Here is a 19,232-nt window from a genome sequence, read left to right as displayed (position 1 = left end):
GCATGAACGAGGCACAAGCGGATGATAAACAGATTGCGACCGCATGAACGAGGCACAAGCGGACGATAATCAACTTGCGGCCGTATGAGTGGGGCACAAGCGGACGATAATCAACTTGCGGCCGTATGAGTGGGGCACAAGCGGACGATAAACAGTTTGCGGCCGCATGAACGAGGCACAAGCGGATGATAAACAGATTGCGGCCGCATGAACAGAGCACAAGCGGATGATAAACAGATTGCGACCGCATGAACAGAGCACAAGCGGTCGATAAATGCTTAGCCGTCAGCATCACACACCTCACCAGCACCGCAAAACTAAAAAATCCCCCAGCACATCAATAATGTGCCGGGGGAATCCCATATTCATATTAGTTCCAGAAGTTTTTAAGAAGGTTCGTCTGGTTTCTGTCCGGACCGACTGAGAATATTGATGCTTTCACACCGCAAAGTTTCTCGATTTCACGCAGATAGTTATATGCGTTTTCCGGAAGGTCTTCTAATTTTTTCACACCAGTGATGTCTTCTGACCAGCCTGGCATTTCTTTGTAGATTGGTTTCGCGCGTTTTAAATCTTCAAGTGTTGCAGGGTATTCTGTAATTTCAACACCGTCGATTTCATATGCTGTACAGATTTTAACTGTTTTTAGTCCGCTCATGACATCGATTGAGTTTAATGACAGATCTGTAATACCGCTGACGCGTCTCGAGTGACGGACAACGACTGAGTCAAACCAGCCGATACGTCTTGGGCGTCCTGTTGTTGTTCCGTATTCACGGCCGACTTCACGGATATGATGTCCGTCTTCGTCGAACAATTCAGTAGGGAACGGGCCGTCTCCAACGCGTGATGTATATGCTTTACATACACCAACAATGTTTTTAACGTGTGATGGGCCAACACCGCAGCCGACTGTAACGTTACCTGCAATCGGGTTGCTTGATGTCACGAATGGGTATGTCCCGTGGTCAACGTCGAGCATTACGCCTTGTGCACCTTCAAATAGTACGTTTTCTCCTGCTGTAAATGCATCATCGAGCAGTTTAGCAGTATCGCATACGTATGGCGCCAGACGTTCTGCAGCTGCTTTATATGGTTCGTAGATTTCATCGAAAGTAAATCCTTCGTGACCGTATAATGCTTTCAGTGTATGGTTTTTCAGTTCAAGGTTTTCTTTCAGACGGCGTGTGAATACTTTGTCGTCGATTAGATCTGCCATACGGATACCGATACGCTGTACTTTATCGACATAAGATGGACCGATACCGCGTTTAGTCGTACCGATTTTGTTGTCGCCGCGTGCTTCTTCTTCCAGCTCATCCTGAGTCAGATGATATGGCAGAATGACTTGTGCACGGTTTGAAATGCGCAGGTTGTCCACGCTGATGCCGCGTTCAAGCAGGCCATCGAGTTCTTTAATCAGTGACAGCGGGTCAATAACGACACCGTTACCGATTAGAGATAATTTATCTTTATAGAAAATACCTGATGGTACCAGGTGAAGTTTGTAAGTTTCGCCACCAAATTGAATCGTATGACCTGCGTTGTTCCCACCTGAAAATCTTGCAATGACGTGTGCATCTTCCGACAGGAAGTCCGTAATCTTACCTTTACCTTCGTCTCCCCATTGTGTTCCAACAACTACTGTTCCAGACATATGATTGCCCCCAAATGATTGATTAATTTTACCGTTTCCAATGTTACCAATAATTACGCCAAAAATCAATTAAAGTCCGAACGTTTTTCAAGTGACTCTTGAAAAACATTCGGACTTCTAAGCTGGCGGTATATAATTATCGCCAAAATCACGTGTATCCTGGTCAAAAAAGCTGCTGTAGGCTTTATTGAATATTAATTTCACGGTTCCTGTCGGACCGTTACGGTGTTTGGCTAAAATAATCTCGATTTCATCCTGGGTGCTCTGAGCGCCTTCGTCCTCTTCTTCACCGTCACCGCGGTTGTAATAGTCATCGCGATAAAGAAAGGCAACGATATCGGCATCCTGCTCAATCGAACCGGATTCACGCAGATCACTCATCATCGGACGTTTATCCTGCCGTGATTCTACACTCCGCGACAGCTGACTGAGGGCGATTACCGGGCACTGCATTTCACGTGCCAGCCCTTTCAGCATTCGTGAAATCTCAGAGACTTCCTGCTGACGGTTCTCACCCTGGCGGCTGCCTGAGCCCTGAATCAGCTGCAGGTAATCGATAATTACCATATCGAGCCCGTGCTCCTGTTTTAAACGCAAACATTTCGCACGAATTTCATTAACGCGGATACCCGCTGAATCATCGATGAATATTTTAGAATTAGCCAGTGTACCGATGGCTGTCGTAAAGTTATCCCAGTCCTGATGGTCGAGCGAACCTTGACGCAGTTTCGTAGCGTCGATCATGCCCTGACTCGAAATCATCCGGCTGACGAGCTGATCTGCACCCATCTCGAGCGAGAATACTGCGACAGTATAACCGTCTGGCGACGTACCGACATGGCCTGCAATATTTAATGCAAACGCCGTTTTACCCATGGAAGGGCGGGCTGCTAATATGATTAAATCATTCCGGCCAAAACCGGACGTCATAAAGTCAAGATCGCGGTAACCTGTCGGTATACCTGTAATCCCTGTATTATTTCCAGCCAGTGCTTCGATCTGTTCGTAAACTTCATGAACGACTTCTTTCATCGATTTAAAACCGTCATTGCGGCGGCCTTCAGACACGCCCATAATGCGTGACTCAGCTTCTGCCAGCAATTCATTAATATCGACTTCATTTTGGAATCCGTCACTCGCAATTTCATCCGCCACTGCGATCAGTTTCCGGCGGAGTGACTGGCGGGCGATAATATCCGCGTAGAACTGCCAGTTTCGGCTCGTCGGTGTGACGTTCGACAATTCACCTAAATAACGCGGATTTACTGTATTATTCAGCTCATCCATGCTGCGCAGCTTGTCGGTAATTGTCACAACATCGAGCTCGGCATTTTCTTCAGATAAGAGCATCATCGCACGGTAAATCTGCTGATGCTCCGGCCGGTAAAAATCTTCCGGATCCAATATTTCAGTGACATTTAAAAAAATGGAGGAATCGATAAAGATTGCCCCAAGCACCGATTGTTCTGCATCATTATCATGCGGCATTTGGCGATTCATTTCCATTATCGAGTCCTCCTTTTAATTATATTACTGCTCAACAACGTGTACTTTTAACTCTGCTTCCACTTCATTGTGCAGCTTAATTGATACTTTGTGATAGCCGAGGCTCTTGAAAGTCTCAGGCATATCCAGCTTGCGTTTATCGAGTTTGATATCGTGCTGTTTCTGATAGGCTTCAATCACCTGTTTAGAACTGACTGAACCGAACAGACGGCCGTCTTCTCCAGCTTTCGTTTTAACTTCCACTTCTTTGCCTTCGAGTTCTTGTTTCAGATCTTTAGCTGCCTGAAGTTCGTCAGCTTCCTGCTGGCGGACTTCTTCTTTCTGATTGTCCAATTTCTTCAAGTTTACAGCGTTCGCTTCTTCAGCCAAGCCTTTCTTGAAGAGGAAGTTATGCGCATAGCCTGATGCGACATCTTTAACTTCACCTTTTTTACCTTTATTTTTAACGTCTTTTAAAAAGATTACTTTCATTCTTCTTCACTCCTGTTATATATAAAAGTATCGATTGCCGCAGTTAATTCTTCATACGCTTCCTCGATGGATTTACCTTCCATACGCGTTGCAGCATTCGTTAAGTGCCCGCCGCCGTTTAATTTTTCCATAATAATCTGGACGTTTACTTTACCTAGAGAACGGGCTGAGATTCCTATTGTCTCATCTTCACGAAGCGCCATCACGAATGATGCCTGTACGCCTTCAATCTGCAGCAGCTGATCGGCTGCCTGAGCAACAGTGACAGGGTGGTAGGTCATCGTTTCATCCGCTTTGACGATCGCAATACCGCTATCGCGAATTTCAGCTGATTTAATTAAATCACTTCTTGCGATAAACGTATCGATATCATCTTTTAAGAAAGTCTGTGCCAGTACCGGATCGGCACCGTTGCTTCTTAAATAACTTGCCGCATCAAAGGTCCGGGACCCTGTACGGAGCGTGTAGTTGCGCGTATCAACGATAATACCTGTCAGCATAATCGTCGCTTCAATCCGCGATAACTTGTTCTGTCTGTTCTGATATTCGAGCAGCTCAGCAACCAGTTCACTGGCACTGGACGCGTAGGGTTCCATATAAACGAGCAGAGGATTTGAAATCATTTCATCTGCACGTCTGTGATGATCGATGACTACTTTACGCGTCGCTTTGTTCAGAATATCTTCATCCAGCACCATAGACGGGCGGTGCGTATCCACAATAACGACCGTTGTCTTCGGCGTCAGTTTATCCCAGGCTGCTTCACTGCTGATAAACGTTTCGTACAATTCTTCACGTGACTCGACTTCTTTCATCAGGCGGGACAGCGTATCATCGATATCCTCATCATTTAATACGATATGCGCCTCAATGCCGTTGGAACTGGCAATTTTAGCGACACCGATCGATGAACCGATCGAATCAACGTCCGGGCTCTTATGACCCATAATAATAACGTTGTCACCTTCAAGCAGTATATCCCGGAGGGCATGTGCCATTACGCGTGCTTTAACACGTGTCCGTTTTTCCATCGGATCGGTTTTACCGCCGTAAAATCTCGCGCTGCCGTTAATGGTTTTAATCGCCACCTGGTCGCCGCCGCGGCCAAGTGCCAGGTCAAGACTGGACTGAGCCAGTTCTCCCACTTCGATAAAGTTCATCGAGCCTTCGCCGATACCCATACTGATTGTAATCTGAGCACCGTGCTCGGCAGAATTTTCACGGATCTGGTCAAGCAGGACAAACTTAGTTTTTTCAATTTCCGCTAAACTTTTGGCAGACATTACCATCATAAAACGGTCGTTTGAAAAGCGGCGAAGATAAATATTGTGTTCAAGTGCCCAGTCGTTAATGGTATTTGTCAGACTGTTATTCAAGTCACTCTTCAGTGCTTCAGTCATATTCTGAGTCATATCATCGTAGTTATCCAGGAACAAAATACCGATAACCGGGTCTTTATCTTCTAATTGTTTTTGCATCGTTTTCTCGTCTGTAATGTCGAGTAAAATGAGTGCGTTATTTTCTTCGTAATAGTGAATCTGATAGTTCTTCTCGCCGTATGATGAGTCGATCGACTGAATATTATTCGCCTTCAGCGTCGTCATAATATTCGGGAAGACACGGTTAATCGGCTCATGGTGAAATTCTTCGGAAATTTGTTCCGTCATAAAATCATTAAGCCAAGTAATTTCTTCATCATCGTTCAATAAAATCACACCGAGTGGCAAGTGATCGATCGTGTACTGTCTCGCCCCCGACATGTCTTTCGACAATTCGACGAGTCTGTGTTCAGTTAAATCCAGCCAGCGGTATAAATAAATGTATACCAGGACGAGGATTACGATACTGACAATGATACTGATGACGCCAAAAACAGTATAGTTGATGACGATAGCAATGCTAAGTATAGAAATATGGAATGCCAGCACAATAAATGGTATAAGCATCAATCTTTTATCTAAAACTTTAAACATTGCTATTTCCTCCTCAATTCCATAATCAGTCTAATTCTGAAGATCATTTCAAATAATCCAATCAGAACCGTAATTGGTCTTAACAGTGCAAACGGTATTAAAACAACGGCCGCCAGCACCTTATTCATACTTTTTCTGAGCATGAAGTAATAAATAAATGCGAGACCGTGTATGAACAGTGCCCATTCTAAAATCAATGAAATATTGCTGATAAGTGTCACTGTACTTTCTTCCCAGCCGCCGCTGAAAAGCATAATGAAAAAGAGTAATAAGTATAAGTACAGCAGCATTCTCGGCATCATCCACTTGTCGAATGTACGGTAAGTCCACATTTTTGTATTATCCTGCGGCAGTATTCTAACCATGAGTACGATGTACAGCGCCAAAAAGAAACTGCCAATCATGACAAAGGCCGGCATGTTTTGGAAATATAAATCCAACGACTGCAGAATCATATCAGCGTCCATAGCATCCGTTGTCAATGAGCTGACTGTTTCCAGCTGTGTTTCATACCAGTTTCTAAATGATGAATACAAGTCTGATAAAGGTCTTAAAAATCCAAGCATCTGCATGATAACGACTGCTGCCATCGTACTGAGTCCGAGTGCAAAAGTCGTGTAAAAGAGTGTCATCTCCTGAGATACTTTCTGCTCCAGCGTGTAAGCAAGCAGGCTGGAAACAATATATAAAATGATAAAGCTGGCTGAGGCAAGCGGTGATAAAAACAGCATTGCCGGTATTAGAAAACTAAAGAATAAAATCCAGTAATTCACTGTAGACTGTTTCTTAATTTTTAACAATAAGTATATTGCAAAAGGCATCACGACAGGTCCGAAAACCAAAGTAATTTCTGTGAGCATAATATAAGCGACAACAGCGAGCAGTGTAAGGGCCAGAGTCCCTGTTGGTATTTTGTTATTCAATTTTACACTCCTCTTTGATCCTTTTAAAAAGGAATGCCCCTATCTAATGTTGAATAGGAGCATTCAGTATTTATATTATAACCTTTCAAGCTTCTTCTGACCACCCATATATGGCTGAAGCACTTCCGGTACAGTCACTGTGCCGTCTTCGTTCTGGTAATTTTCTAAGAGGGCTGCCATCGTTCTTCCGACAGCCAGTCCGCTGCCGTTTAAAGTATGAAGGAGCTCGGGTTTTGAGTCTTTATCGCGTTTGAATTTAATGTTGCCCCGGCGCGCCTGGAAGTCAGTCATATTCGATATAGAACTGATTTCTTTGTAGTCGTTGTAGCTCGGCAGCCAAACTTCCACATCGTATGTTTTCGAAGATCCAAAACCGATGTCGCCTGTGCAGAGCAGCACTGTGCGGTGCGGGATCTCAAGCAGATTTAAAATGTTCTCAGCGTGCTGAGTCATTTCTTCAAGTGCGTTCCATGAGTCTTCAGGACGTTCCAGACGGACCATTTCTACTTTGTTGAACTGGTGGAGACGGATCAGACCGCGAGTGTCTCTGCCGGCAGAACCCGCTTCACTTCTAAAGCATGCAGTCTGCGCTGTGAATTTCACAGGTAATGATTCATCTTCAAGAATTTCGTCTTTGTGGAAGTTTGTTAAAGTCACTTCTGATGTCGGAATCGTGTACATTTCCTCATCTTCGATTTTAAACAAATCTTCCCCAAATTTTGGCAGCTGACCGGTTGCATACATTGCATCCGCACGGACGATTTGCGGCGTCATCATTTCACGGTAGCCGTTATTATTATGCACATCGAGCATGAAGTTCATGAGTGCGCGCTCGAGACGGGCACCGTCACCGGTATGGTAAACAAAGCGCGCACCTGATACTTTGGCAGCCCGCTCGAAGTCAGCCAGTTTCAAATCTTCTAAAATATCCCAATGCGGTTTCGCTTCAAAATCGAAGGTGCGTGCGTCACCAGTGCGGCGGATTTCAACATTTTCAGTATCATCTTTACCTTCCGGCACATCGTCGTGAATTAAGTTTGGAATACGGCTCATCTTATCGTGGTAGTCCGTTTGAATCGTATTCAGTCTTTCATCGATTTCTTTAATACGTTCTCCGACGTCGCGCATTTCTTTAATAACATCGTCAGCGTCTTCTTTATTTTTCTTTTTAACAGCAATCTCCTGGGATACTTTGTTACGGCGGCTTTTCAGTTCTTCAGTTTCAACAATCAGCGCGCGTCTTTCTTTATCCAGCTGTAAAATATCATCGATTAACACAGGTTCCAGTCCGCGTTGTGATACTTTCTTTTTCACCGTTTCAGTGTCGTTGCGCAGTACTTTAATATCTAACATGTGCATACCTCCAAAAATTTTATATTTAATGCTTAATTCAGGGTAAAATAAAAGACCACGTCCCCCTGAAAGGGACGTGGTCTACGCGTTGCCACCCTAATTAGCATCATTTACTGATACTATCTCTAACATTTTAACGGTTTTCACCGGCTACTTTATTTAACGAAAGACAGAAATTCACATATCCCGTGATCATTTACACCAGCCATGATCTCTCTGACAGCGCAGATACGCTACTGCTTCTTTCAAAGTAGTAAATATTAACTTGGTGCTATTTTATAACGCTGTTCTTAAAAACGCAAGTTTATAAATTTAAGACCGGACGTTCAAATATAAGTTTGCCATCTGCAAAGACTTTATAGGCATGGTTTACACCGTAGTGATATGGAATGTACTCGTGGTTTGGTGCATCCCAGACAACGATATTCGCATCGTCACCCGCATTCAATGTGCCGCGGTCGGCATCGATTGCATGCGCAGCGTTAACTGTGACAGCATTCCAGATTTCGTTCGGTGTCATTTTCAGTTTTAAGGCAGCGATAGCCATAATCATTTGCAAATTATCCGTTACACAGCTGCCCGGATTATAATCCGTTGCCAGTGAAACAGCGCCGCCCTGATCAATCATACTGCGTGCATCTGCAAATTCATTTTTACCGAGATAGAATGTTGTCCCCGGCAAGAGCACAGCAACTGTATCAGAATCAGCCAGCTGTTTTTTACCTGTTTCGCTTGCTGCAACTAAGTGATCTGCACTGATTGCATCTTGTTCAATTGCCAATTCAAGTCCGCCGAGCGGATCGATTTCATCCGCGTGAATTTTAACACGGAAGCCTTTCTCTTTTGCCGCTTCCATATATTTTCTTGACTGTTCAACAGAGAAAACCCCAGTTTCCGTAAAGATATCAGCGAAGTCCGCATAATCTTTTACTTCATCGAGTAAATCTGTCATTTCCTGCAGGAACTCTTCGGCTTGCCGTCCTTTAGGAATCGCGTGCGGTCCTAAGAAAGTATGGCGCATTAAAACAGGGAATTTCTCTTCCAGTGCTTTCGATACTTTCAGCTGTTTTAATTCATTTTCACGGTCGAGACCGTAACCACTCTTGCTTTCAACTGTTAACACACCATGCTGGATCATACGTGTCATATTGACCGATGCCTTATTCAACAGCTCATCAAATGATGCCTCACGTGTCTGTTTGACCGTATTTAAAATACCGCCGCCCTGTTCGAGTATCGTTAAGTAATCGACGCCTTGGCGTTTCATAGACATCTCATGTTCACGTGAACCGCCGTGCACGATATGCGTATGAGGTTCAACGAGGGCAGGGGAAACGATTTTCCCTTCTGCATCAATTGTTTCTTTCGCCTCATAATCGTCTGTTTTTGCACCCGCATAAACGACTTTGCCATCTTTAATAACGACAATCGCGTCTTCGACGATGTTCAGTTCATCCATCTCTTTGCCTTTTAAAGGTGTTTCGGTTTTCTTCGGTAAAATCAGTGACTTTATATTTGTAATCAGTACATCATTCATTATTTATTCTCCTTTAACATTGGAATGTTTACGCCGCGTTCCTTGGCAGTGTCAATTGCGATGTCATATCCTGCATCGGCGTGTCTTGCTACTCCCATACCCGGATCTGACGTTAATACACGTCCCAATCTTTCTGCAGCAAGATCTGTACCGTCTGCAACGACGACCATGCCGGCGTGCAGTGAGTAGCCCATCCCGACACCGCCGCCGTGATGGACACTAATCCATGAACCGCCGGCCGCTGTATTTACAAGGGCATTTAAAATTGCCCAGTCGCCGACCGCATCACTGCCGTCTTTCATGCTTTCTGTTTCGCGGTTCGGGCTGGCAACTGAACCTGAGTCCAGGTGGTCGCGTCCGATTACAATCGGTGCTGAAATTTCTCCGGATTTAACAAGTTCGTTTAAAGCGAGACCCATTTTAGCACGCTCGCCGTAACCTAACCATGCGATACGGGCCGGCAGTCCCTGGAAAGCAATTTTTTCTTCTGCCATATCCAGCCAGCGGATTAATTTCTCGTTATCCGGGAACAGTTCGCGCATTTTCTTATCTGCAACAGCGATATCGTTAGGATCTCCGCTTAAAGCGACAAAGCGGAACGGACCTTTCCCTTCGCAGAATAAAGGACGGATATAAGCGGGAACGAAGCCCGGGAAATCGAAGGCATTTTTAACGCCGGTATCAAAAGCAACCTGACGAATATTATTACCGTAATCGAATACGACAGCCCCGTTTTTCTGGAACTCCAGCATCGCTTCAACATGTTTGGCCATCGATGCACTCGATAATTTCACATATTCTTCCGGATCTGATTCACGCAATTTTTTCGCTTCTTCCAGTGAATAACCTTCGGGAACATAACCATTTAAAGGGTCATGCGCTGACGTCTGATCCGTAACCACATCGATTTCAAAGCCTCTGTTTAAAATTTCGTGGTGTACTTCAGCAGCATTTCCGATAAGACCAATCGATAAAGGTTTCCCTGCATCGCGTGCTTCTGCAGCCAGTTTTAAAGCTTCATCCAGTGAATCTGTTTTTGTATCGAGGTAGCGTGTTTCGATGCGCTTATCGATTCGTGTTTCATCGACATCCACGCACAGTGCAACCCCTTCGTTCATCGTTACCGATAAAGGCTGAGCGCCGCCCATGCCGCCAAGACCGGCAGTCAGTGTAATCGTACCGCGCAATGTCCCGTCATAATTCTGATTGGCAAGTTCCGCAAATGTTTCATATGTCCCCTGAACAATCCCTTGTGAACCGATGTAAATCCATGAACCGGCAGTCATTTGTCCGTACATCATTAAGCCTTTTTTATCGAGTTCGTTAAAGTGCTCCCAATTTGCCCATTTCGGCACGAGTACAGAGTTAGACATCAGCACTCTCGGTGCACCAACATGTGTCTTAAACACCGCGACCGGTTTACCAGACTGAATAAGCATCGTTTCATCTGACTCTAAATTGCGAAGTGTATTTTCAATCGCTTCAAAAGCCTCCCAGTTACGGGCTGCTTTACCAATACCGCCGTATACCACTAAATCTTCCGGACGTTCCGCCACTTCCGGATCTAAGTTGTTATACAGCATGCGAAGCGCCGCTTCCTGCTCCCATCCTTTACATTCTAATTCCAAACCTGTTTTTGCAGTAATTTTTCTAGACATAAATGTCATCCCCTTAAAATATTAATAATGTGAAAAATCGTGATTACTTTAATTAACCTCAGTCAGCGCATTAGCAAGTTCATTAATTTCTATACTGAAGTTACGGTCATGATCGATGAAATCTGCAATCAGGCGGAATTCATCGAATTTTTTGCGCGTCGCAGGTGATAATTTATCTTTTCCTTTAATTTCAGCTGCTGTCATCGCGATAAACATCTCAGTCGCTATAACGAAACGCGTGTTATTGATAATATCCCTCGCATGACGCGCACCGATTGTTCCCATCGATACGTGGTCTTCCTGGTTAGCCGATGACGGGATTGAGTCAACGCTGGCAGGGTGAGCGAGTGTTTTGTTTTCCGACACCAGACTGGCTGCCGAATATTGTAAGATCATGGCACCGGACTGCAGCCCATCTTCAGGACTTAAGAAGGCGGGCAAATCTCCGTTTAAGGCCGGGTTTACCAGGCGTTCAATTCGGCGTTCTGTAATATTCGCAATTTCCGCAACACCGATTTTCAACAGATCCATAGCAATCGCAATCGGCTGCCCGTGGAAGTTACCGCCTGAATATACCTCGTCTTCACTAAAAATCAGCGGATTATCATTTGCTGCATTCATTTCAATTTCCAGTTTTTCTTTAACATATTTCAACGTTTGCAAGGAGGCACCGTGAACTTGCGGAATACATCTGATAGAGTAGCCGTCCTGGACACGCAGCTCACCCTGACGCGTTGTCAGTTTCGATCCTTCTAAGTATTCAAGCATTTTTTCAGCGACGTAAATCTGCTCCGGATAGCCGCGAGATTCATGAATTTGATGGTTGTAAGCATCAGTAATCCCGTTTAATGCCTGATGCGTCAGTGATGCGATCCACAAGCTGTCGTGCATGAGTTTATCGGCTTCGATATAGTTAACTACACCTTGAGCGGTCATCGGCTGTGTGCCGTTAATCAGTGCCAGACCTTCTTTTGCCTGCAGTGTGATCGATTCAATACCGAGCGATTCCAGAACGTCACGCGTATTTTTTCTTTCGCCCATAAAGAAGACTTCACCTTCGCCAATCAGTGTCAGTGCCATATGAGACAGCGGCGCAAGGTCTCCGGATGCTCCGAGTGAACCCTGTTCCGGCACGACAGGAATAATCCGTTTATTAATATAAAGCTTCAACTGTTCCACCAGGCCTCTCGTAACACCTGAATGGCCCTTCAACATAGTGTTTAAACGAAAAACCATCATCAGCAGTGCTTCAGGCTCACCGAAAGGCTTACCGACGCCGCATGCATGTGAACGAATCAGGTTGATCTGCAAATCTTCTACTTTTTCTTTTGAAATAAGTACATCACAAAAGAGTCCAAAACCAGTCGTAATACCGTAAATTGTTTTCTCTTCTGCAATAATATTTTCTACAACTCTTCTTGACGCATCGACGCGTTTGTACGCATCCGCCGTAATTTCGATTGTACTTTCGGAATTTCCCAGGAAATCCTTAATTTTATCGATTGTTAAATGTTCGCCGTCCAATTGTAAAACTGACATGTAATCCCTCCTAAATTTACGTACAAAAAAAGACACAAAAATCCCTTAGATTTTTATGTCCCTAATTACTAATGTCTATGACAATTCTATTTACTTTTTAAATATGATTAATCCCAAGCCCTAAAGCTTCGTGTTCTTTCCCTCTGATCGGCGCACCGATTGTGCCGTAGAAACACACCGCCAGCCATTCGCCTTCATCATCGCTGTCGTATGGATTGCCTCTGACTATCGCAAAACGAAGTCCGACAGTACGCATAATTTCCCCGACACTTAAATCACCGCGGGTCACACCTTGAAGTGCTTCTAAAATCGCATGGTATAAAGAATGCGTTTCACGATAAATGTTTCCATCGATTAAAGCGCCGCGTTTAGCAGCTGTTTCAACTGACGAGATGACTTTACTTAAATCCATCGACCCAACTTTGCCCGTCATTACTTTAAACGATTCAAAATGGGGCAGCAGACCGAGTGCCGTTTCTTCATCAGTCAATGCAACGAGTGTAGTGAATTTACCAAATTCACGATGTGTATGCTGAGTCATAATTTACCTGCCTAATCACTAATAACTGATTACATTATAGCGCTTTCATAAGATAAAAACAAGCAGACCGGAGCGCTGGTTTTTATCGATAAACAATATATATTTATTGTTTATAAATGTGAATGGTGATACTTTTAATTTATAAAATTTGAAAGCAGGAAAAATGATGATTAAAAAAACTATAGTCCTCCGTCTGACGCTGCTGATAATCGCTGCCATAATGTTACTGTTTGGAGTTTTAATGGGCATTCAGCTGTTCACTTCGGAACAAGAAGTATTACTCGTTATTTATATCGCCGTCGGAATCGTTTGGATCGATGTCATTTTAGGTTTGATGATCGTATTTTCTTTAAACAGACTTTTAAAATTAATCGATACGAATGAAATTTTTTCCGTACAAACTTTAAAAATTATGAAACATATTCAGAGACTTACTCTGGCAATTGCTGTCGCAACAATCGGTATTATGCCGTTTTTCTTTACCGTCGGGCAGCTGGATGACGCACCCGGATTCGTTTTAATCGGTGCGGGATTTGTCTTCATTCCCTTTTCAATTTATGTACTCGTCGCTGTGCTGAGAGAAATACTCAGTAAAGCCGTGTCAATCAAAGAAGAAAATGAGCTGACAATATGACAAAAATTTTAGTAAATCTTGATGTAATGCTGGCCAAACGAAAAATGAGCATGACCGAACTCGCCAATGAAGTCGGCGTGACGATGGCAAACCTCTCGATATTGAAAAACAATAAAGCGAGAGCCGTCCGCTTCTCAACACTGGAGAAAATATGCGAGGTGCTGGACTGCCAGCCCGGAGATATATTGGAGTACAGGAAAGATTAAGCAGGGGATTGGGTGGATTGGAGGATTGGGGCGGGGCGGTTGCTTGCGGCCGCTTGTGATTCGCTCATGCGGGCGATAACCCGATTGCGGCCGCTTGTGAACCGCTCATGCGGGCGATAACCCGATTGCGGCCGCTTGTGAACCGCTCATGCGGACGATAATCTGCTTGTGGCCGCTTGTCACTCGCTCATGCGGACGATAATCTGCTTGTGGCCGCGTGTGACTCGCTCATGCGGACGATAACCCGATTGCGGCCGCTTGTGAACCGCTCATGCGGACGATAGTCTAGTTGCGGCCGCGTGTGATTCGCTCATGCGGACGATAATCTAGTTGCGGCCGCGTGTGATTCGCTCATGCGGACGATAATCTAGTTGCGGCCGCGTGTGATTCGCTCATGCGGGCGATAACCCGATTGCGCCCGCTTGTGAACCGCTCATGCGGGCGATAATCTAGTTGCGGCCGCTTGTGAACCGCTCATGCGGACGATAATCTGCTTGCGGCCGCTTGTCACTCGCTCATGCGGACGATAACCCGATTGTGGCCGCTTGTCACTCGCTCATGCGGTCGATCACCCGATTGCGGCCGCTTGTCACCCACTCATGCGGGCGAATCACCCGATTGCCCCCGGATTCACCAATCACAACCCATAATTCCACTCAAATAATCAAAAAAACCGCCCCTCCACAAATCTTTTCTCAAGATTCGCGTGAAGGGCGGGTTCCTTTTTCTTTATTCTTCTTCTGATTCTGTTTCAGGATTTAGATCGTCTTCTACTTCATCAGTTTCTGTTTCCAGACTGTCTTCTGCTTCCAGTGTTTCTTCTGCCTGTTCAGAACCGTCTTCTGTCAGTTCTTTTTCGGCAATTTCATTTTTCACTACGGCTACTGTCGCCACGTCCTGCTCTTCGTCTAAGCGAATCAGTCGAACGCCTTGAGTATTGCGGCTCGTAATGGAAATTGCATCGATAGTCAGGCGAATAATTACACCTTTATCGGTAACGATCATCATGTCTTCATCACGGTCAACTGACGCGATAAACACCAGTTTACCGTTTTTATCTGTTAGATTAGCTGTTTTCACACCGAAGCCGCCGCGTTTAATTGAGCGGTATTCGTCTTCTGGTGTCAGCTTGCCGTATCCTTTATCGGTAACAATCAATACGTGCTGGCCGGGATCGAGCACGTCTACGCCGACTACTTCGTCGTCGCCTCTCAGTTTAATACCGCGAACTCCTGCTGCGGTACGGCCCATGCTTCTGACCTGTTCTTCTTCAAAGCGTACCAGCGATCCTTCACGTGTACCGAGAATGACTTCTTTAGAGCCGTCTGTGAGACGCACACCGAGAAGTTCGTCTTCGCCTCTGAAGCTGATGGCAATTTTACCGTTTTTATTAATTTGCTTAAAGTCGTCGAGCGGTGTACGTTTAGCCAGACCGTTTTTCGTTGCAAATAATAACTGGTAGCCTTCTGTTTCTTCTTTATCTTTCACGCTGATCATCGTACTGATTTTTTCTTCTTTTCCGATTTCAATCAGGTTAACAATCGGCAGTCCTTTAGACTGGCGTGACAGTTCAGGTATTTCGTAACCTTTCAGACGGTATACGCGCCCTGTGTTTGTAAAGAACAGAATGTAATCGTGCGTGCTCATCGTCACAATCTGGCTGACAAAGTCGTCATCGATTGTGTTCATACCTTGAATTCCGCGTCCGCCGCGGTGTTGTGCACGGTATGTCGATGCCGGCAGGCGTTTGATGTAGTTGTTATGGCTTAAAGTCACAACGATCTGTTCTCTCGGAATGAGGTCTTCGTCTTCGATATCAGAAATGCTGCCGAGCGTAATTTCAGTTCGGCGGTCGTCTCCAAATCGTTCACGGATATCGATTAGTTCTTCTTTGATGACTTCAAGCAGTTTAGCATCATCGTTTAGAATACTCTTCAGATATTCGATGTTTTTCAGAATCTCATCATATTCAGCTTGGATTTTACCGCGTTCCAGTCCTGTTAAACGGCGCAGTCTCATATCGAGAATGGCTTGAGCCTGGCGTTCAGACAAGTCAAACTCGCTCATCAGGCTGTTTTTCGCTTCTTCATCCGTATCAGATGCGCGGATTGTTTTAATGATTTCATCGATATGATCGAGTGCAATCAGCAATCCTTCTAAAATGTGCGCGCGGTCTTCAGCACGTTTTAATTCATACTTCGTCCGGCGGGTCACAACGACTTTCTGGTGTTCTAAATAATGATAAAGCACTTCTTTTAAGCCGAGTACTTTCGGCTCACCGTTAACAAGCGCCAGCATATTCACACCAAATGATGTCTGCAGCGGCGTTTGTTTATATAAGTTATTCAGAATGACATTGGCATTTTTATCCTTGCGGATTTCCACAATGATTCTGACGCCTTCTTTTAAGCTTGTTTCATCGCGTAAATCTGTAATACCTTCGATTTTTTTATCGCGTACTAATTCCGCAATTTTCTCAACGAGACGCGCTTTATTAACCTGGTAAGGAATTTCTGAAATAACAATACGTTCCTTGCCGCTCTTCATGATTTCAACTTCACAGCGGGCACGCATAATGACAGAACCGTGTCCTGTTTCATAAGCGCGTTTAATACCGCTCTTGCCGATAATTAAACCGGCAGTCGGGAAGTCCGGTCCGGTAACGTGTTCCATCAAATCTGATGTCGTCACATTTGGATTGTCCGCAAGTTCCAGTACCGCATTGATCACTTCGGTCAGGTTGTGCGGCGGTATATTTGTTGCCATACCCACTGCTATCCCGCTCGTACCGTTGACGAGAAGGTTAGGGAAGCGTGCCGGCAGCACTGAAGGTTCTCTTTCGTTCTCGTCGTAGTTCGGCTGGAAATCGACCGTATCTTTATTAATATCGCGCATCAGTTCCATCGAAATTTTGCTCATTTTAGCTTCTGTATAACGCATCGCTGCGGCACCGTCGCCATCCATGGAACCAAAGTTCCCCTGGCCGTGCACTAGCGGGTAGCGGTAACTGAAGTCCTGAGCCATACGCACCATTGCGTCATATATCGAGGAGTCCCCGTGGGGGTGATATTTACCCATAACGTCCCCGACGATACGCGCTGATTTTTTAAATGGTTTGTCAGAAGTCATCCCGTTATCGTGCATACCGTATAAAATTCTGCGGTGAACGGGTTTCATTCCATCTCTGACGTCAGGCAATGCACGAGATACGATAACACTCATGGCATAGCTTAAAAACGAGCTGCGCATCGTTTTCGTAATATTTATTTTCTGAAATTGTTCATCATGGTCCGCCATAAATTAAATCTCCTTTTTAAACGTCGAGATTCTCAACGTATCTCGCATTTTCTTCGATAAAGTTACGTCTGTGCTCTACGACATCACCCATCAGCATTTCAAAGGTCTGATCCGCTTCAATCGCATCATCCAGCTGAACCTGCAGCAGATTTCTGTGTTCCGGATCCATCGTCGTTTCCCAAAGCTGATCCGCATTCATCTCACCGAGACCCTTATATCTCGACATTGAAATTTTCGGTGTTTCAGGCAAGGTGCTCCGAAGCACATCAAGTGCTTCATCATCGTAGACGTAATGTTTTTTCTTACCCTGCTCAATTTTATAAAGCGGCGGCTGGGCGACATATACATAGCCGTGTTCGATTAACGGTCTCATAAAGCGGTAGAAGAACGTTAACAGCAAGGTTCTGATATGTGCACCGTCGACATCCGCATCGGTCATAATCACAATTTTGTGGTAGCGTGCTTTTGTAATATCGAACTCTTCGCCGATACCGCTGCCGAGTGCTGTAACCATAGAACGGATCTCGTTGTTGCCGAGAATCCGGTCGAGGCGCGCTTTTTCAACGTTCAGAATTTTACCTCTTAAGGGTAAAATTGCTTGTATTTTAGAGTTGCGTCCTGATTTTGCCGAACCGCCGGCAGAGTCACCCTCAACGATAAAGAGTTCACTCTTCGCTGGATCTTTACTCGAGCAGTCCGCAAGTTTACCAGGCAGACTCGATACTTCGAGTGCAGATTTGCGGCGTGTCATTTCACGTGCTTTTTTAGCAGCAACGCGGGCGTGCTGAGCTGTGATCCCTTTATCCACAATGACTCGAGCCGTTTGAGGGTTCTCCATTAAGAATCTTTCAAAACCGGCAGAGAAGAGCTGGTCCGTAATTGTACGAGCTTCGGAGTTACCGAGTTTCGTCTTCGTCTGGCCTTCGAACTGAGGATCTGTGTGTTTGATTGAGACGATAGCGGTCAAACCTTCCCTGACGTCTTCACCGGATAAACGTTCTTCCGTCGATTTAATCAGATTCTGTTTGGTCGCATAATTATTAATCACTTTTGTCAGTGCACGTTTAAAGCCGTCTTCGTGCGTGCCGCCTTCATGTGTATAAATATTATTAGCATAAGTTAAGAGAGTCGATGTATAACCGAGATTGTACTGCATGGCAATTTCAACTTCGATGTCATCTTTAGCTTCGTCCATATAAATAATTTCTTCATGCAGGGCTTCTTTTGTTTTATTTAACTCCGCAATGTAAGACTTAATTCCGCCTTCATAGTGGTATTTAAATTCAACAGTTTCCTCGCCGCGTTCATCGATTAAATTAATCTCGAGTCCTTTATTTAAGAAAGCGAGTTCTTTAATCCGTTTTTGCAGAATCTCAACTTCATAAACAGTCGTTTCTGTAAAAATCTCGCTGTCTGCTTTAAAGCGGATAACAGTTCCTGTTTTATCCGTATCATCGATTACTTTTAAGTCTGCATCAGGCACACCGCGTGTATAGCTTTGATAATGTACTTTTCCGTCTTTGTGGACGTACACTTCAAGCGTTGAACTCAGTGCGTTAACCACTGATGAACCCACACCGTGCAGACCGCCTGATACTTTATAGCTGCCGCCGTCAAATTTACCGCCGGCATGCAGCACAGTTAGAATAACTTCAACTGCCGGACGTCCCATCTTCTCTTGAATATCGACTGGAATACCGCGGCCGTTATCCGTTACTTTAATCCAGTTGTCTTCTTCTATAGTCACGTTAATCTCAGAAGCATATCCTGCCAGTGCTTCGTCAATACTGTTATCGATAATTTCCCACACGAGATGGTGCAGTCCGCGTGATGATGTTGAACCGATGTACATTCCCGGTCTTTTTCTGACCGCTTCCAGACCTTCTAATACCTGTATCTGGCTCGCGCCGTATTGATCCATATTTTGTTCAGCCATG

General features: G+C 44.9%; 14 protein-coding genes and 1 other annotated feature. Of the genes, 2 read left to right on the top strand and 12 right to left on the bottom strand.

Going from position 1 to position 19,232, the window contains the following annotated elements; all coding sequences use genetic code 11:
- Positions 1-370 precede the first annotated feature (370 nt).
- From IEU81_RS06905 to hutP, 10 genes are all read right to left on the bottom strand, one after another.
- A complete protein-coding gene (locus IEU81_RS06905) occupies positions 371-1,657 on the bottom strand; it encodes an adenylosuccinate synthase (RefSeq protein ID WP_092597452.1) in 1,287 nt (428 codons plus the stop codon).
- Positions 1,658-1,774: 117 nt separating this feature from the next.
- Positions 1,775-3,163, bottom strand: coding sequence for a replicative DNA helicase (gene dnaB, locus IEU81_RS06900; RefSeq protein ID WP_092597455.1), 1,389 nt, complete (start codon positions 3,161-3,163; stop codon positions 1,775-1,777).
- A gap of 24 nt (positions 3,164-3,187) precedes the next feature.
- The gene (gene rplI, locus IEU81_RS06895; protein ID WP_092597458.1) at positions 3,188-3,634 is read right to left on the bottom strand and encodes a 50S ribosomal protein L9; all 447 of its coding nucleotides are present in this window, start codon (positions 3,632-3,634) and stop codon (positions 3,188-3,190) included.
- Positions 3,631-5,607: a DHH family phosphoesterase gene (locus IEU81_RS06890; protein ID WP_186089592.1), complete on the bottom strand. Its 1,977-nt coding sequence runs from the start codon at positions 5,605-5,607 to the stop codon at positions 3,631-3,633. Before IEU81_RS06890 ends, rplI begins: the two co-directional genes overlap by 4 nt.
- Before the next feature lie 2 nt (positions 5,608-5,609).
- Complete coding sequence (locus IEU81_RS06885; protein WP_092597464.1) at positions 5,610-6,530, bottom strand: DUF2232 domain-containing protein; 921 nt, start codon at positions 6,528-6,530, stop codon at positions 5,610-5,612.
- 75 nt (positions 6,531-6,605) lie between these two features.
- Entirely contained in the window at positions 6,606-7,883 is a 1,278-nt protein-coding gene (gene serS / locus IEU81_RS06880; RefSeq protein WP_092597467.1) for a serine--tRNA ligase, read from the bottom strand.
- Positions 7,884-7,950: 67 nt separating this feature from the next.
- Positions 7,951-8,141 (bottom strand) — a binding site (T-box leader).
- Positions 8,142-8,187: 46 nt separating this feature from the next.
- Positions 8,188-9,420: an imidazolonepropionase gene (gene hutI, locus IEU81_RS06875; RefSeq protein ID WP_186089594.1), complete on the bottom strand. Its 1,233-nt coding sequence runs from the start codon at positions 9,418-9,420 to the stop codon at positions 8,188-8,190.
- Positions 9,420-11,078: a urocanate hydratase gene (hutU, locus tag IEU81_RS06870; RefSeq protein ID WP_092597473.1), complete on the bottom strand. Its 1,659-nt coding sequence runs from the start codon at positions 11,076-11,078 to the stop codon at positions 9,420-9,422. Before hutU ends, hutI begins: the two co-directional genes overlap by 1 nt.
- 48 nt (positions 11,079-11,126) lie before the next feature.
- Complete coding sequence (hutH, locus tag IEU81_RS06865; protein WP_186089596.1) at positions 11,127-12,617, bottom strand: histidine ammonia-lyase; 1,491 nt, start codon at positions 12,615-12,617, stop codon at positions 11,127-11,129.
- A gap of 97 nt (positions 12,618-12,714) precedes the next feature.
- Complete coding sequence (gene hutP / locus IEU81_RS06860; RefSeq protein ID WP_143016421.1) at positions 12,715-13,161, bottom strand: histidine utilization transcription antiterminator HutP; 447 nt, start codon at positions 13,159-13,161, stop codon at positions 12,715-12,717.
- 163 nt (positions 13,162-13,324) lie between these two features.
- Here hutP and IEU81_RS06855 point away from each other — a divergent pair, with 163 nt between their 5' ends.
- Both IEU81_RS06855 and IEU81_RS06850 read left to right on the top strand, forming a co-directional pair.
- On the top strand, positions 13,325-13,792 hold the full coding sequence (locus IEU81_RS06855) for a DUF2975 domain-containing protein (RefSeq protein WP_176760619.1): 468 nt from the start codon (positions 13,325-13,327) through the stop codon (positions 13,790-13,792).
- Complete coding sequence (locus IEU81_RS06850) at positions 13,789-13,998, top strand: helix-turn-helix domain-containing protein (protein ID WP_092597485.1); 210 nt, start codon at positions 13,789-13,791, stop codon at positions 13,996-13,998. The genes IEU81_RS06855 and IEU81_RS06850 overlap by 4 nt, the downstream gene beginning before the upstream one ends.
- Positions 13,999-14,727: 729 nt before the next feature.
- Here IEU81_RS06850 and gyrA read toward each other — a convergent pair.
- Together gyrA and gyrB are read right to left on the bottom strand one after the other, a co-directional pair.
- Positions 14,728-17,295, bottom strand: a complete 2,568-nt coding sequence (gene gyrA, locus IEU81_RS06845; protein ID WP_092597488.1) for a DNA gyrase subunit A — start codon at positions 17,293-17,295, stop codon at positions 14,728-14,730.
- Between the two features lie 16 nt (positions 17,296-17,311).
- Positions 17,312-19,231, bottom strand: a complete 1,920-nt coding sequence (gene gyrB, locus IEU81_RS06840; protein ID WP_092597491.1) for a DNA topoisomerase (ATP-hydrolyzing) subunit B — start codon at positions 19,229-19,231, stop codon at positions 17,312-17,314.
- Position 19,232: the final 1 nt, after the last annotated feature.

Source organism: Jeotgalicoccus aerolatus (genome assembly GCF_014635205.1).
GTDB lineage: Bacteria > Bacillota > Bacilli > Staphylococcales > Salinicoccaceae > Jeotgalicoccus > Jeotgalicoccus aerolatus.
Note: the sequence above shows the minus strand (reverse complement) of the source record. Positions and strands in the feature narration are given on the sequence as shown.

What these genes read in the sequence shown, in the direction of transcription:
- rplI (WP_092597458.1), bottom strand. Translation starts at nt 3,634, where the DNA reads ATGAAAGTAATCTTTTTAAAAGACGTTAAAAATAAAGGTAAAAAAGGT.
- gyrA (WP_092597488.1), bottom strand. Translation starts at nt 17,295, where the DNA reads ATGGCGGACCATGATGAACAATTTCAGAAAATAAATATTACGAAAACG.
- dnaB (WP_092597455.1), bottom strand. Translation starts at nt 3,163, where the DNA reads ATGGAAATGAATCGCCAAATGCCGCATGATAATGATGCAGAACAATCG.
- hutU (WP_092597473.1), bottom strand. Translation starts at nt 11,078, where the DNA reads ATGTCTAGAAAAATTACTGCAAAAACAGGTTTGGAATTAGAATGTAAA.
- IEU81_RS06890 (WP_186089592.1), bottom strand. Translation starts at nt 5,607, where the DNA reads ATGTTTAAAGTTTTAGATAAAAGATTGATGCTTATACCATTTATTGTG.
- IEU81_RS06855 (WP_176760619.1), top strand. Translation starts at nt 13,325, where the DNA reads ATGATTAAAAAAACTATAGTCCTCCGTCTGACGCTGCTGATAATCGCT.
- gyrB (WP_092597491.1), bottom strand. Translation starts at nt 19,231, where the DNA reads ATGGCTGAACAAAATATGGATCAATACGGCGCGAGCCAGATACAGGTA.
- IEU81_RS06850 (WP_092597485.1), top strand. Translation starts at nt 13,789, where the DNA reads ATGACAAAAATTTTAGTAAATCTTGATGTAATGCTGGCCAAACGAAAA.
- serS (WP_092597467.1), bottom strand. Translation starts at nt 7,883, where the DNA reads ATGTTAGATATTAAAGTACTGCGCAACGACACTGAAACGGTGAAAAAG.
- IEU81_RS06905 (WP_092597452.1), bottom strand. Translation starts at nt 1,657, where the DNA reads ATGTCTGGAACAGTAGTTGTTGGAACACAATGGGGAGACGAAGGTAAA.
- hutI (WP_186089594.1), bottom strand. Translation starts at nt 9,420, where the DNA reads ATGAATGATGTACTGATTACAAATATAAAGTCACTGATTTTACCGAAG.
- hutH (WP_186089596.1), bottom strand. Translation starts at nt 12,617, where the DNA reads ATGTCAGTTTTACAATTGGACGGCGAACATTTAACAATCGATAAAATT.